At 54.1% G+C, this 15,016-nt stretch carries 14 protein-coding genes; all 14 read left to right on the plus strand.

Annotation, left to right across the window (positions count from 1 at the left end; genetic code table 11):
- The first annotated feature begins 97 nt into the window (after positions 1–97).
- The 14 genes from btuC to F8R23_RS02065 all read left to right on the plus strand — a co-directional run bounded on the left by btuC (position 98) and on the right by F8R23_RS02065 (position 14,976).
- The gene (gene btuC, locus F8R23_RS02000; protein WP_099065537.1) at positions 98–1,105 is read left to right on the plus strand and encodes a vitamin B12 ABC transporter permease BtuC; all 1,008 of its coding nucleotides are present in this window, start codon (positions 98–100) and stop codon (positions 1,103–1,105) included.
- A gap of 41 nt (positions 1,106–1,146) precedes the next feature.
- Positions 1,147–1,698, plus strand: a complete 552-nt coding sequence (locus F8R23_RS02005; protein WP_129934843.1) for a glutathione peroxidase — start codon at positions 1,147–1,149, stop codon at positions 1,696–1,698.
- 23 nt (positions 1,699–1,721) lie between these two features.
- Positions 1,722–2,477, plus strand: a complete 756-nt coding sequence (btuD, locus tag F8R23_RS02010) for a vitamin B12 ABC transporter ATP-binding protein BtuD (protein ID WP_129934842.1) — start codon at positions 1,722–1,724, stop codon at positions 2,475–2,477.
- Between the two features lie 401 nt (positions 2,478–2,878).
- Entirely contained in the window at positions 2,879–4,033 is a 1,155-nt protein-coding gene (arnB, locus tag F8R23_RS02015) for a UDP-4-amino-4-deoxy-L-arabinose aminotransferase (RefSeq protein ID WP_129934841.1), read from the plus strand.
- Positions 4,020–5,000 carry an undecaprenyl-phosphate 4-deoxy-4-formamido-L-arabinose transferase gene (arnC, locus tag F8R23_RS02020; RefSeq protein WP_099065541.1) on the plus strand — a complete coding sequence of 327 codons (981 nt, stop codon included), beginning with the start codon at positions 4,020–4,022 and terminating at the stop codon, positions 4,998–5,000. Before arnB ends, arnC begins: the two co-directional genes overlap by 14 nt.
- A complete protein-coding gene (gene arnA / locus F8R23_RS02025) occupies positions 5,000–6,982 on the plus strand; it encodes a bifunctional UDP-4-amino-4-deoxy-L-arabinose formyltransferase/UDP-glucuronic acid oxidase ArnA (RefSeq protein WP_129934840.1) in 1,983 nt (660 codons plus the stop codon). Before arnC ends, arnA begins: the two co-directional genes overlap by 1 nt.
- Entirely contained in the window at positions 6,979–7,884 is a 906-nt protein-coding gene (gene arnD, locus F8R23_RS02030; RefSeq protein WP_129938006.1) for a 4-deoxy-4-formamido-L-arabinose-phosphoundecaprenol deformylase, read from the plus strand. Before arnA ends, arnD begins: the two co-directional genes overlap by 4 nt.
- On the plus strand, positions 7,881–9,548 hold the full coding sequence (gene arnT, locus F8R23_RS02035) for a lipid IV(A) 4-amino-4-deoxy-L-arabinosyltransferase (RefSeq protein WP_151415187.1): 1,668 nt from the start codon (positions 7,881–7,883) through the stop codon (positions 9,546–9,548). The genes arnD and arnT overlap by 4 nt, the downstream gene beginning before the upstream one ends.
- The gene (gene arnE, locus F8R23_RS02040) at positions 9,545–9,892 is read left to right on the plus strand and encodes a 4-amino-4-deoxy-L-arabinose-phosphoundecaprenol flippase subunit ArnE (RefSeq protein ID WP_129934837.1); all 348 of its coding nucleotides are present in this window, start codon (positions 9,545–9,547) and stop codon (positions 9,890–9,892) included. The genes arnT and arnE overlap by 4 nt, the downstream gene beginning before the upstream one ends.
- A complete protein-coding gene (gene arnF, locus F8R23_RS02045; protein WP_129934836.1) occupies positions 9,889–10,281 on the plus strand; it encodes a 4-amino-4-deoxy-L-arabinose-phosphoundecaprenol flippase subunit ArnF in 393 nt (130 codons plus the stop codon). Before arnE ends, arnF begins: the two co-directional genes overlap by 4 nt.
- 172 nt (positions 10,282–10,453) lie before the next feature.
- Complete coding sequence (locus F8R23_RS02050; RefSeq protein ID WP_151415188.1) at positions 10,454–10,918, plus strand: NlpC/P60 family protein; 465 nt, start codon at positions 10,454–10,456, stop codon at positions 10,916–10,918.
- 57 nt (positions 10,919–10,975) lie between these two features.
- On the plus strand, positions 10,976–11,989 hold the full coding sequence (gene lplA / locus F8R23_RS02055) for a lipoate--protein ligase (protein ID WP_112347549.1): 1,014 nt from the start codon (positions 10,976–10,978) through the stop codon (positions 11,987–11,989).
- Between the two features lie 554 nt (positions 11,990–12,543).
- Positions 12,544–13,281: an EAL domain-containing protein gene (locus F8R23_RS02060; RefSeq protein WP_129934835.1), complete on the plus strand. Its 738-nt coding sequence runs from the start codon at positions 12,544–12,546 to the stop codon at positions 13,279–13,281.
- A gap of 252 nt (positions 13,282–13,533) precedes the next feature.
- Entirely contained in the window at positions 13,534–14,976 is a 1,443-nt protein-coding gene (locus tag F8R23_RS02065; protein WP_112347547.1) for a protein adenylyltransferase SelO, read from the plus strand.
- Positions 14,977–15,016 lie beyond the last annotated feature (40 nt).

The raw sequence follows: 15,016 nt of genomic DNA on the forward strand, positions 1-15,016 counted from the left end.
GATGCAATGCTTTCCCTTCGGGCGCTAACCCCCTAATATTCGACCCAGACGTCAATATTCGGCCGCTGATCACGGTCCGCAGGGGATCTCCACGCCTATGCCAGCCAGCCAGACCTTTACCTTATTGCTGCACAAACAACGCCATCGCGATAAACGGCATCTGCTGTTGTTAACGTTGGGCGTTGCCGTGGCATTTGTTTTCAGCCTCAGCGCGGGCGACATTTGGCTTTGGCCATCACAGTGGTCGAGTGAAGCGGCGCAGCTGTTTGTCTGGCAGTTACGCCTGCCGCGTGCGCTGGCGGTGATGTTGGTGGGGGCCAGCCTGGCGGTGGCCGGGGCAGTGATGCAGGCATTGTTTGAAAATCCATTGGCCGAACCGGGCTTGCTGGGTGTGGCAAACGGGGCCGGGGTGGCGTTGGTGTTAACGGTACTGCTGGGCAACGGCCTGCTGCCGGTGGCGCTGATGAGCCTGAGCGCCATTGCGGGCGCATTGCTCATGACCTTCTTGCTGCTGAGCTTTGCCCGCCGTAAGCGCCTGACCAATGCCCGTCTACTGTTGGTAGGGGTTGCCTTGGGCATCGTGTGCAGCGCGGTAATGACCTGGGCGGTGTACTTCAGTTCCAGCCTGGATCTGCGCCAACTGATGTACTGGATGATGGGCGGTTTTGGTGGGGTTGACTGGCGGCAAAAATGGCTGGTGCTGGCGCTGTTACCGGTATTGCTGTGGCTGTGTTGCCAGGGCAAGGCGCTAAACTTTATGGCGCTGGGTGAAGTACAGGCGCGTCAACTTGGGCTTTCACTGCATCTGTGGCGTAATCTCCTGGTGCTGGCGATCGGCTGGCTGGTGGGGGTGAGTGTGGCCCTGGCGGGGGTGATCGGTTTTGTCGGGCTGGTGATTCCGCATATGCTGCGCCTCAGTGGCCTGACGAATCAGCGTTATTTATTGCCAGGCTGTGCACTGGCCGGCGCCGGTGTGTTGCTGGCGGCCGATGTGGTGGCGCGTATTACACTATTGTCGGCTGAATTACCCATTGGGGTGGTCACCGCCACGCTGGGGGCACCGCTATTTATCTGGTTACTGACCCGGGTAAAAAGCGTAAGGTAGTTTCTCTGTTCACCTGCAAGTAAAACAAGAGGATAAGCTCCATGACTCAAGCGATTTATGACATTCCGCTGGACACTATCGAGAACCAATCCATCACGCTGGGTAAATATAAAGGCAGCGTGTTGCTGGTGGTGAATGTGGCTTCGGAGTGCGGTCTGACCAAGCAATATGAAGGGCTGGAAGCCTTATACGAAACCTACCGTGGGCAAGGGTTTGAAGTGCTGGGCTTTCCGTCCAATGAATTCCTCGGGCAGGAGCCGGGCAGCAACGAGGAGATCCTGGCGTTTTGCCGCGGTACCTTTGGCGTTGAGTTCCCGATGTTTGCCAAGCTTGAAGTGAACAGCGAGAACCGCCATCCGTTATATCAGGCGTTGATTGCCGCCGAGCCGCAAGCCGTGGCCCCGCAGGGCAGTGAGTTCCTGACGCGCATGAGCAGCAAGGGTCGGGCACCGAAGCAAACCGGCGACATTCTGTGGAACTTTGAAAAATTCCTGATCGGCCGTGATGGCAAGGTGATCCAACGTTTCTCTCCGGACACCACGCCGGAAGATCCCGCACTGGTGGCCGCCGTCAAACAGGCGTTGGCCGAATAATAAACAAGGAGCGGTGATCCATAATGCTGCAACTCAGTCAGGTTGGGGTAGAAGGGCGTCTGGCCCCATTTTCAGCACAGGTCGATGCTGGGTTGCAGTTTCACCTTATTGGTCCGAACGGTGCCGGTAAAAGCACACTGTTGGCGCGGCTGGCGGGCATATTGCCCGGTACGGGAGAGATCCTGCTGGCCGGGCAGCCGTTGGGGGGTTATCAGGGCAATGAACTGGCGCTGCGCCGTGCCTATCTCTGCCAGCAACAGCCGCCGGTGGCGCTGATGCCGGTTTTCCAGTATCTGGAGCTGCACCGGCCTGCAGGGGCCACTGAGCAGGCGCTGGAGAGCACCATTGTGTATTTGTGTCAGCGCTTGAAACTGACGGACAAGCTGTCGCGTATGTTGACGCAGTTGTCCGGCGGTGAATGGCAACGGGTACGGCTGGCGGCGGTATTGCTGCAGGTTTGGCCGACGGTCAACCCCCATAGCCAACTGCTGCTGCTGGATGAACCGACCAATAGCCTGGATGTGGCGCAGAAGGTGGCGCTGGATCGGCTGTTGCGAGAGTTTTGTCAGAGTGGACGCAGTGCATTGGTTTGCGCGCACGACCTAAATCATACCCTACAGCAGGCCGATAAGGTTTGGTTACTGCATGCTGGGCGGCTAATCGCGCAGGGAACCACGCGGGAAGTGATGGAGCCGGTATTGCTTTCACAGATTTATGACGTGGATTTTCACCTGCAGGCGGTGGGCGACCAACGCTGGATTATGACCAAAACGGCATAATTGGGTAGTGCATTGAAAATGCACTATAAACGAAAATTAAACGGACCTGATATAAATAGCCGGGTAAGCACCGGCTTTATTTCCCACCTTTCCTCAAAACCCTCCTATCAATCTTGAAAACCGTCGCTGACGTGCTACGCTAATTTAGTTCAAACATAATAAGTAAATAATAAAATATAACTATAACTAATTGATTCTATAATCAATTTAATTTAATGATGATAGCCCCCCGCAGATCAGGTAGTTAGCTGATAATTAATCGCACCTTAAGGTTTAGTTAAGCTTACGGCCGTACATTGGCAGTTAATCCACCAGGAACGATTCTCTCTGGCGTTTAATATTCGTTAAATAAAAGAGATCTACAGTGTCATTAAAGAAATTTGATACGTTTGGGGTTAACTATGGATCAATTTTTACCTTTCTCACGCCCGGCGATTGGCGATGAAGAAATCGCGGCGGTAGAAAAGGTATTGCGCTCAGGTTGGATCACCACCGGGCCGCAAAATCAGCAGTTGGAAAGTGAGTTCTGCGCCACCTTCGGTTGTAAACACGCCATTGCCGTCTGTTCCGCTACTGCGGGTATGCATATTACCCTGATGGCACTGAACATTGGCCCGGGTGACGAAGTGATCACCCCTTCACAAACCTGGGTTTCTACCCTCAACATGATCGAATTGCTTGGCGCAACGCCGGTGATGATTGACGTTGACCGTGATACGTTGATGGTCAGCGCCAGCGATGTTGAAGCCGCTATCACTGCCAAAACCAAAGCCATTGTCCCGGTACATTATGCCGGTGCACCGCTGCAGATGGATGCATTGCGTGAGGTGGCTACACGCCACAACCTTCCCCTGATTGAAGATGCTGCTCATGCGGTAGGCTCCCGTTACAACGGTGAGTGGGTGGGGGCACGCGGCACGGCAATTTTCTCATTCCACGCGATTAAAAACCTGACCTGTGCCGAAGGCGGCCTGATTGCTACCGACGACGACGAACTGGCCGATCGCCTGCGTTGTCTGAAGTTCCATGGCCTGGCCGTTGATGCCTTTGACCGCCAGCAACTGGGGCGTAAGCCGCAGGCCGAAGTGGTGGAGCCAGGCTACAAATACAATCTCTCCGATATCCATGCGGCCATCGCCGTGGTGCAACTGGGCCGTCTGCCGCAGCTTAACGCTCGCCGCAAGGTGCTGGCTGAGCGTTACCTCTGCGCTCTGGAAGGGTCACCTTTCCTGCCGCTGGGGCTGCCTGATTACCCGCATGACCATGCCTGGCATCTGTTTATGGTACGCGTCGACGCCGAACGCTGTGGCATCGATCGTGACCAACTGATGGAGCGCCTGAAAGAAGTGGATATCGGTACCGGCCTGCATTTCCGCGCCGCCCATACCCAGAAATATTACCGTGAGCGCTATCCGCAGTTGTCCTTGCCCAATACCGAATGGAACTCGGCGCGCCTGTGCACCTTGCCTCTGTTCCCTGATATGACCGACGCCGATGTTGATCGCGTGGTTAAAGCCTTGTCTTCTGTTGTGGAGTCGCTACGTGTCTCGCGTTGAACCGATAAAAAAAGTTTCGGTGGTGATCCCGGTATACAACGAGCAGGAAAGTTTGCCTGCCTTGCTTGAACGTACCACCGCCGCCTGTAAAAAACTGACCCAAGCTTATGAAATTATCCTGGTCGATGACGGCAGCAGCGACAATTCTGCCGATATGCTGACCGCCGCCGCCGAACAGCCAGGTAGCTGTGTGATTGCCGTATTGCTGAACCGCAATTATGGCCAGCACTCGGCAATCATGGCGGGCTTCAATCAGGTGAGCGGCGATCTGGTAATTACGCTGGATGCCGATTTACAAAACCCGCCGGAAGAGATCCCGCGTCTGGTCCAGGTGGCGGAAGAGGGTTATGACGTGGTGGGTACCGTGCGTGCCAATCGTCAGGACTCCTGGTTCCGTAAAAGCGCCTCGCGCATCATTAATATGATGATCCAACGCGCCACCGGTAAATCGATGGGGGATTACGGCTGCATGTTGCGCGCCTACCGTCGTCACATTATTGAGGCGATGCTGAACTGCCACGAACGCAGCACTTTCATTCCGATCCTGGCGAATACCTTCGCCCGACGCACCACTGAAATTGACGTGCTGCACGCCGAACGTGAGTTTGGTGATTCCAAATACAGCCTGATGAAGCTGATTAATCTGATGTATGACCTGATCACCTGCCTGACCACGACGCCGTTGCGTTTGCTCAGCGTGGTGGGCAGCGTAGTGGCGCTTTCCGGCTTTGTGCTGGCGGTACTGTTGATCGCCCTGCGTTTGATTATGGGGCCTGAATGGTCGGGCGGCGGGGTATTCACCCTGTTTGCCGTGTTATTCACTTTTATCGGTGCCCAGTTTGTCGGCATGGGCCTGTTGGGAGAGTACATCGGTCGCATCTACACCGACGTGCGTGCTCGTCCCCGTTATTTTGTTCAGAAAGTGGTCGGTGAACAACCGAATCACAATACTCAGGAAGAAGAATAATGAAAGCTATCGTATTTGCTTACCATGATATTGGCTGCGCGGGTCTGAAAGCTCTGACTGACGCGGGCTATGATGTTCAGGCGGTATTCACGCATACCGACGATCCTGGTGAGAACAACTTTTTCTCCTCTGTAGCCCGTCTGGGTGCAGAATTGGAGTTACCGGTCTATGCGCCGGAAGACGTTAACCATCCGCTGTGGATCGAGCGTATTCGCCAGATGCAGCCGGACGTTATCTTCTCATTCTATTACCGTAATCTGCTGAGCGAAGAGCTGCTGTCCCTGGCACCAAAAGGCGGCTTTAACCTGCATGGCTCACTGCTGCCGCGCTACCGTGGGCGCGCACCGGTGAACTGGGCGCTGGTTAATGGCGAAACCGAAACCGGTGCCACGCTGCATAAAATGGTCAAACGCCCTGATGCCGGCGACATTGTTGGCCAGCAAAAAGTGGCGATAGCTGCCGGCGACACCGCGCTGACGCTGCACAAGAAAGTGCTGGAAGCGACACAGGTATTGCTGAAGCTGGAACTGCCAAAACTGAAAAATGGCACCGCTTCCTTCACGGTGCAAAACGAAGCCGATGCCAGTTATTTTGGTCGTCGCACCGCGGCTGACGGTGAAATCCTGTGGCATAAATCCGCGCAGGAAATTAACAACCTGATCCGCGCAGTGACCGAACCTTACCCTGGGGCTTTCAGCTACCTGGGGCAGCGTAAACTGATCGTCTGGCGCGCTCGAGTGCTGGATACCCAGCATGACAAGCAGCCGGGTACCGTCCTCAGCACCTCTCCGCTGATCATTGCCTGTGGTGAAGGTGCACTGGAAATTGTTGCCGGCCAAAACGATGTCGGCCTGTATGTGCAAGGCAGCCGTCTGGCGCAGGAAATGGGCATCGTTACCGATGTCCGTTTGGCCGCTAAACCTAACGCAGTGATGAAACGCAGAACACGCGTATTGATCCTCGGTGTGAACGGCTTCATCGGTAACCACCTGACCGAACGCCTGCTGCGTGATGATCGTTACGATATCTACGGTCTGGATATCGGCTCTGATGCTATCAGCCGTTTCCTGGGTAACCCGCGCTTCCACTTTGTGGAAGGGGATATCAGCATCCACTCCGAGTGGATCGAGTATCACATCAAGAAATGCGACGTGATCTTGCCGCTGGTGGCTATTGCCACGCCGATCGAATACACCCGCAACCCACTGCGCGTGTTCGAGCTGGATTTCGAAGAAAACCTGAAAATCGTTCGCGACTGCGTGAAATACAACAAGCGCATTATCTTCCCGTCCACTTCCGAAGTGTACGGCATGTGTGACGACAAGGAATTCGACGAAGATCACTCACGCCTGATCGTCGGGCCGATCAACAAACAGCGCTGGATTTACTCGGTGTCCAAGCAGTTGCTGGACCGGGTGATCTGGGCCTACGGTGCCAAAGAAGGGCTGAAGTTTACCCTGTTCCGTCCGTTTAACTGGATGGGCCCACGTCTGGATAACCTGGACGCCGCGCGTATCGGTTCTTCCCGTGCCATCACCCAGCTGATCCTCAACCTGGTGGAAGGCTCGCCGATCAAACTGATGGACGGTGGGGCGCAAAAACGCTGCTTTACCGATATCAACGACGGTATCGAGGCGCTGTTCCGCATTATCGAAAACCGTGACGGCCTGTGCGATGGCCAGATCGTCAACATCGGTAACCCGACCAACGAGGCCAGCATCCGTGAACTGGCGGAAATGCTGCTCGAAAGTTTCAATAACCACCCGCTGCGCGATCGCTTCCCGCCGTTTGCCGGTTTTAAGGATGTTGAAAGCAGCAGTTACTACGGCAAAGGTTATCAGGACGTCGAGCACCGTACGCCAAGCATCAAAAATGCCCGTCGCCTGCTGGATTGGCAGCCGACCATCGCGATGCAGCAAACCGTTGCCGATACGCTGGATTACTTCCTGCGCACTACCGTTCAGGAAGGTGATGGTGCATGAAGAAAGTCGGTCTGCGAGTTGATGTAGATACCTTCAGCGGTACCCGGGAAGGGGTGCCGCAGTTGCTGGAGCTGTTTGCCAAGTACAATATTCAGGCCAGTTTCTTCTTCAGCGTAGGACCGGACAATATGGGGCGCCATCTGTGGCGCCTTTTGCGTCCGAAATTCCTGTGGAAAATGCTGCGCTCGAATGCGGCATCGCTGTATGGCTGGGATATTCTGCTGGCCGGCACCGCCTGGCCGGGGCGCAATATTTCCCGCACTCTGGGGCCATTGATGAAGCTCACTGCGCAGGCCGGGCATGAGGTAGGGCTACACGCCTGGGATCATCAGGGGTGGCAGGCCAAGGTCGGCTGGTGGTCTGAGGCGCAGTTGACGCAACAGGTTCAGCTTGGTGTGGATGCGTTATCAGCCAGTACCGGCCAGCCGGTCAAATGCTCGGCGGTTGCTGGCTGGCGTGCCGATACGCGGGTGTTGGAAGTGAAGCAGCGCTTTGGTTTTCACTACAACAGCGACTGTCGTGGTACCCATCCTTTCCGTCCGCTGTTAAGCGATGGTCGTCTGGGCACCGTGCAGATCCCGGTCACGTTACCCACCTTTGATGAGGTGATTGGCAGTGAGGTCAGTATGGCTGACTTCAACGATTACATTCTGCGGGCGATTGAAAACGATCGCGGCGTGCCGGTGTACACCATTCACACAGAAGTGGAAGGAATGTCACAGGCCGCTATGTTTGAACAGTTACTGCAACGGGCGCAACGGCAGGGCATAGAATTCTGCCCGTTAAGCGCTTTGTTGCCTCAAGATTTGGCGTCATTGCCATTGGGCCGCGTCGAGCGTGCTCCTTTCCCTGGCCGCGAAGGTTGGCTGGGTTGTCAAACCGATGTGAAGGACGATTCATGAAGGCGCTAAAAGGATCCTGGGCCATCTTGTTGGCCATTTTTTTTGCTCTGGTTTACCTGAACCCACTTAACGGTCGCCTGCTGTGGCAACCGGACGAAACTCGCTACGCCGAGATTAGCCGAGAAATGCTGCAACGCGGCGACTGGGTCGTGCCGAACTTGCTTGGCCTGCGCTATTTTGAAAAGCCGGTCGCCGGTTATTGGATCAACAACATCAGCCAATGGCTGTTTGGTGATACCAACTTTGCGGTGCGCTTTGGTTCGGTATTCAGCACCGGCATGACGGCGCTGCTGGTGTTTACACTGGCGATGCTGATGTGGCGCAATGCCAACCGTGCCTGCCTGGCGGTACTGATTTTCCTGTCGATGGTGCTGGTGTTCAGCATCGGCACCTACAGCGTATTGGACCCGATGATCTCGTTGTGGCTGGCCGCTGCGATGGCCAGTTATTACCTGACGCTGAAAGCCACCACGGTCAAAGGCAAACTGGGCGGATACGTGCTGTTGGGGCTGGCCTGCGGCATGGGCTTTATGACCAAGGGATTTCTGGCGCTGGCGGTGCCGGTGATTGCGGTGATCCCGATTGTCATTCAGCAGCGACGCATCAAGGACTTGCTGATCTACGGCCCGGTAGCGATCCTGGTGGCGGTGCTGCTGAGTTTGCCGTGGGCGCTCGCCATTGCACAACGTGAGCCGGATTTCTGGAACTACTTCTTCTGGGTGGAGCACATTCAACGTTTCGCCGAGGATAATGCACAACACAAAGAGCCGTTCTGGTATTACATCCCGATTCTGATGGCGGCGGTATTGCCATGGTTGGCACTGTTGCCGGGCGCACTGGTGAAGGGCTGGCGTGAGCGCGTGCAACGGCCAGAGTTATTTTTCCTGCTGAGTTGGGTGGTGATGCCACTGATTTTCTTTAGCATTGCCAAGGGTAAGCTACCGACTTATATATTGCCGTGCATGGCACCGTTGGCATTGCTGATGGCGGTTTACGCCGAGGATTATGCGACGGCGCTGCGCAGCAAGGTATTCAAGGTTAACGCAGTATTAAATGGCCTGTTTGGTCTGATCGGCGTGGTGGCACTGTTGGTTATTGGCGCAGGGTTGCTGCCAAAGGTGCACTTGTTTAGCTCGCAGGAATGGCCGAAAATTGTTATCGGTATTATCGCCTTTGCCGGCTGGTTATTGTTTGCCGTGGTCTCGGTGCGTAATCATGGGCAGCGTTGGCGCTGGGCGGCGGCTTGTCCGTTGTTGCTGTGTTTGCTGATCGGTTACGCTATCCCACAACAGGTGACCGACTCCAAACTGCCGCAAAACTTTATTCGGGTGAATATGGCCGAGTTAAATCACAGTCGCTATGTGCTGACCGACAGCGTGGGTGTCGCCGCGGGGTTGGCCTGGGAGTTGAAGCGCAGCGACGTATTGATGTTTAACCAGAAGGGTGAGGTGTCCTATGGTCTGGACTATCCCGATGCTCGCAGCCATTTCATCAGCGACGGCGATTTTCCGCAGTGGTTGGCACAGGCACGCAAACAGGGCGATGTCTCATTGGTATTGCAGCTGTCGCGTGGCGAAAGTATCGATCAGCAAGATCTGCCGGCAGCAGATAAGGTGCAAGTGATGAACCGTCTGGTCTTGTTCTGGTATTCTCAGCAGCCATGATTATCGGCTATTTGTTGGTGGTTGTGGTCAGCCTGCTCACCTGTGGTGGGCAGCTGTGCCAGAAACAGGCGGCCCAGAGCTGGCAGTTACCCCCCGGCGTCAGACGAGGGGTAACGCTGCGTTGGTTGGCGCTGGCCGTATTGCTGCTGGGGCTGGGCATGGCGGTGTGGCTCAATGTGCTGCAGCGTTTGCCTCTGAGCCTGGCATACCCGACGCTCAGCATAAATTTTGTGCTGGTGACGCTCGCTGCCCGTTGGCTGTTTAAAGAACCCACTACCGTACGTCACTGGTGCGGAGTGGCTTCGATCATGCTGGGGATCCTGTTGATGAGTATCAATCCATGAGAGGTTACGCCTGGGGCGCGGCCAGCGTGCTGTTGGTCACGTTGGCGCAGTTACTGATGAAGTGGGGCATGGCCCAGATCCCATTGATGTCGTTTGCTGACGTCACGCTTAACCTGTTTATCCAGTACTGGTTGCCCTTACTGACGGTCAGCGGCGGTATTTTCGGCTACGCGTTGTCCATGCTGTGCTGGTTCTTCGCGCTGCACCATTTACCACTCAACCGGGCTTATCCGTTGCTGAGCGTGAGTTATGCGCTGGTGTACCTGGCGGCGGTGATCCTGCCCTGGTTTAACGAATCCGCCACGTTGCTGAAAACGTTGGGTACGCTGTTTATCCTGTTTGGCGTGTGGCTGATTAACAGTCAGGTCAAGGTAAAAACGCCCGAATAGTGCAAAAACCGGCGTCAATTCGATTATCTCCTTCAGCACGCTTGCCTTTTTCCCCCGCTGAGGGATAAATTAGCCCAAAATAGCGCTCACCTTACTTGGTGCCGGCTTTGCCTCGCAGGCGGTAAGCTTACCGGACGGCATGATGCGGCAATCTGTTCAATGAAGGGATATTATGCGGATGCGTATTTGGTTTTTATTAGCCAGTTTACTTCTTGCCGGTTGCAGTAGCCATGCGCCACCGCCAAGCGGCCGATTGTCGGACTCTATCGTGGTTGTCGCACAATTAAATGAGCAATTGCGTCAATGGTACGGTGCCCCCTATCGCTATGGCGGCTTGGATCGTGGTGGCGTCGACTGCTCCGGATTCGTTTATCGCACCTTCAGCGATCGTTTCGATATGCAATTGCCGCGTTCTACGGAGGCGCAAACCTCACTGGGGACCAAAGTTTCACGCGATGAGTTAATGCCCGGCGACCTGGTGTTTTTCAAAACCGGTGGCGGTGAGAACGGTTTGCATGTGGGCATTTATGACACCAACGATCAGTTTATCCACGCCTCAACCAGCCGTGGGGTGATGCGTTCTTCACTGAATAACGTCTACTGGAAGAAGGTCTATTGGCAGGCACGCCGCATTTAGCCTTAACCCTTTGATTTGGTGTATCATGGCGGCATCACGTCCTTAACGGTGACCGCCATGAATAACTTACGCCTACTGATTTCCGATTCCTACGATCCCTGGTTCAATCTGGCTGTGGAAGAGTGTATTTTCCGCGAAATGACCACGCAGAAAATTCTGTTCTTATGGCGTAATGCCGAAACCGTGGTGATTGGCCAGTCACAAAACCCGTGGAAAGAGTGCAACACCCGCCGGATGGAGCAGGACGGTATTCGCCTGGCGCGGCGCAGCAGCGGCGGTGGGGCTGTATTTCACGATCTCGGTAATACCTGTTTTACCTTTATGGCGGGCAAACCCGGTTACGATAAAACCGTCTCCACCGGCATCATTCTGCAAGCGCTGGCTCAACTGGGTATTACGGCCACCGCATCGGGACGCAATGATCTGGTGATTGATACCGCAGAGGGCGTGCGTAAAATTTCCGGCTCGGCCTACCGGGAAACCCAGGATCGCGGATTCCACCATGGCACACTATTGTTGAACGCCGATCTCAACCGTCTGGCGGATTACCTTAATCCGGACCCAAAAAAGTTGCAGGCCAAGGGCATTACTTCGGTGCGGTCGCGGGTTGCCAATCTGGCGGAGTTTAAACCCGATATCAGCCACCAACAGGTGTGCGACGCGGTGACTCAGGCGTTCTTCGAACACTATGGAGAAACCGCCAAAGCGGAAATCATTTCTCCGGATGTTTACCCGGACCTGCCGGATTTTGCCACTCAGTTCGCCAAACAAAGCAGCTGGGAATGGAATTTCGGCAAGGCGCCGGCATTCAGTCATTTGCTGAATGAGCGGTTTGTCTGGGGTGGGGTGGATATCTTCTTTGACGTAGAAAAGGGCTTGATCTGTCGGGCACAGATTTTCACCGATAGCCTCAGTCCGGCGCCGTTGCAACGGTTGGCCGAGATGCTGGTGGGCTGTGCCTATCGCAGTGAGGCGCTGGCTAATTGCTGCGACACCTTGATTGCGCAGTTCCCAGAACAGGCCGCTGAATTAACCGAACTGCGGCAATGGCTGCTTGAAACGATCAAATAACGTTCGGATCCTGAATGCTCCGGGATGAGGTGACTCATCCCTTTTTTATGCCACGAGTTTGCTCCTTCTTTCCTGACGTTATCCTTTTGTGTAAAAAAATGCAATGAAAACACCGAGCTAGCATAACTTCCCCAAAAAGCAAGGTGAGCATTTTTTTACTGATTCAATGCAAAGAATAACGCGAAGAATTGATGCGTTATTAAATTTAATCAGTTGAGACCACTTCTTCGTACATGCGTTCGGGTGGCGGGTTTGATATTTATCTGGCAATAGGAATTTCTTTAATTAAAACAATGGTGATAAGTCAAATTTTCAGAATTACCCTATTACCTAAGCTAAATATGACTTGAATTCATACCAAGATCTCTATTTTTTGCCTTAAGCCAAATTGTTTTTGACGCTGCGTTCCGCTTGGTCAATATAGCTTTAATCTATCAATTAAATGATAATTTATCACTGGCTGCATTGATATTTCCGATTAATCCCACAGGGATTGATCGATAAAATATATTGATATACGATGAGATGTTCGCCATTCAGCCTATGGCACTGAAATGAAAATCCAATTCGAAGCTGACTTTATTAGTAGCTATGTTTTTCAACCTGTTTACTCAATGGAGGGCAGGCTGTTGGCGGTGGAAATTTTGAACCGTTTTAATAGTCTGGACGGTGATTTGGCGATGCCGGCTGACATTGGGATCAATTTATTGACCCCCGAGCAAAGGATTGAGTTATTTAATGAGCAATTGAGTTTGGCAGAACAGAACGCCGCCTGGTTTGTCGAGAATGGCGTGATGTTGACCCTTAATGTTGAAGAACCCCTGGTCGATTTGATTCTCTCTGATGATCAATTGTGTGAGCGCATCAGACAGTGGTCATTTATTGCCTTTGAAATCAGCGAGGGTTTTCCGAATCTTTCAGCAGGAAAAAACAATGCAAAGATCCGTCAGCTTAGCGAGATGTTCTCACTGTGGCTGGATGACTTTGGTTCCGGCCAGGCGACCCTGACCGCATTGTATGATGGATTATTCGACTACGTGAAAATCGATAAACGTTTTTACTGGCAGTTGTTTAACCATCAGGGTTATGACGTAGTGTTCGACTCGCTATTAAAGAATATCAATCTGCTGTGCAAGGGGGTGATCGTCGAAGGAATAGAGAAGGAGGAATATTTTAATAAGCTCAGACACGCCGGCGTTTTTGGTTTACAAGGTTTTTTATGGCCCAGCGTTGGTGTGGATAATCTGGCGGTGTTACGGGTAACGCCCGATGAGTTCAATAACAATAATTGACAGTACTTACTACACACAATGGGGCCAATAATGGACTGGATGATGTTTGCTGTGATTCCTGCGCTGTTATTCATTATGATTTTCTCGCTGATAAAGTATTTTATCTATCAGCGCAAAAGGGCTTTTAAGCCATATCGGCATAAACGTTGAACCATGCGCATCTGTCCTGGTTTCAGGCAGATGCGTTCTCCCTGCATTTCCTCTGTGTTAATCGCCGCGCCCAAGCTCTACACTAGGTGGAACGGAGGGCCTATGCCGCAGTTTGAAAACGCTTACCACCAACAGTTAACCGGTTTTTATACCGAATTGAACCCCACGCCGCTGCAAGGCACCCGGCTGCTGTATCACAGCGAGCCGCTGGCCCGAGAACTGGGGTTGGACGAAAGCTGGTTTACCCAGGATAAAACCCCGATTTGGGCGGGTGAAACGCTGCTGCCGGGCATGCGCCCGCTGGCCCAGGTGTACAGTGGCCACCAGTTCGGCGTCTGGGCCGGGCAATTGGGTGACGGTCGCGGCATTCTGCTGGGTGAACAACGACTGGCCGATGGCCGCAGCATGGACTGGCACCTGAAAGGCGCAGGCCTGACGCCGTATTCGCGCATGGGTGACGGCCGTGCGGTACTGCGCTCGGTGATCCGTGAGTTCCTGGCCTCCGAGGCACTGCATCATCTGGGTATTCCAACTACGCGCGCGCTGACCATCGTCACCAGTGAGCAGCCTGTCTACCGTGAACAACCGGAGCGCGGTGCAATGCTATTGCGCGTAGCGGAAAGCCACGTGCGCTTCGGCCATTTTGAACATTTTTACTACCGTAAGCAGCCGGAACAGGTTCAGCAGTTGGCCGATTTTGTTATTGCCCGCCACTGGCCGCAGTTTCAAGATCAGAGTGATGGCTATCTGCAGTGGTTTACCGACGTGGTTGAACGCACCGCGCGGTTGATTGCTCATTGGCAGACCGTTGGTTTTGCTCATGGCGTAATGAACACCGATAACATGTCGATCCTGGGTATTACCATCGACTACGGCCCGTACGGTTTTCTCGACGACTACAAACCCGACTACATCTGCAACCATTCGGATCACCAGGGGCGTTACGCCTATGATAATCAGCCGGCGGTGGCGCTGTGGAACCTCCATCGGCTGGCGCAGACTCTGTCCGGGCTGATGAGTACCGAACAGCTGCAGAACGCGCTGGCGGCCTATGAACCGGCCCTGATGCAGGCTTATGGCGAACAGATGCGTGCCAAGCTCGGTTTCTTCACTCAGTCTTCGCAAGATAATAGCCTGCTGACCGGGTTGTTGAGCCTGATGGCGCAAGAGGGACGAGACTACAGCCGCACCTTCCGCCTGCTGAGCCAGACGGAGCAGCAACAGGCGCAGTCACCGTTGCGGGATGAATTTATTGATCGCGCCGCGTTTGACGGCTGGTACCAGCAGTACCGTCAGCGCTTGCAGCAAGAGCAGGTGAGTGATGCCGAACGGCAACAGGCGATGAAGGCAGTGAACCCGAAGCTGATCCTGCGCAACTATCTGGCGCAACAGGCGATTGAAAGCGCCGAACAGGATGATGTCAGTAAGCTGGCTCGCCTGCATCAGGCATTGCTGACGCCGTTTGCCGACAAGTCGGAGTATGACGATCTCGCCGCGTTGCCGCCGGATTGGGGCAAACATCTGGAGATCTCCTGTTCGAGCTGATGGGTGATAGAAGATGACGGGTGCGGCCTGCCGCACCCGC

It is taken from the genome of Serratia proteamaculans, assembly GCF_008830365.1.
Taxonomy (GTDB): Bacteria; Pseudomonadota; Gammaproteobacteria; order Enterobacterales; family Enterobacteriaceae; genus Serratia; species Serratia proteamaculans.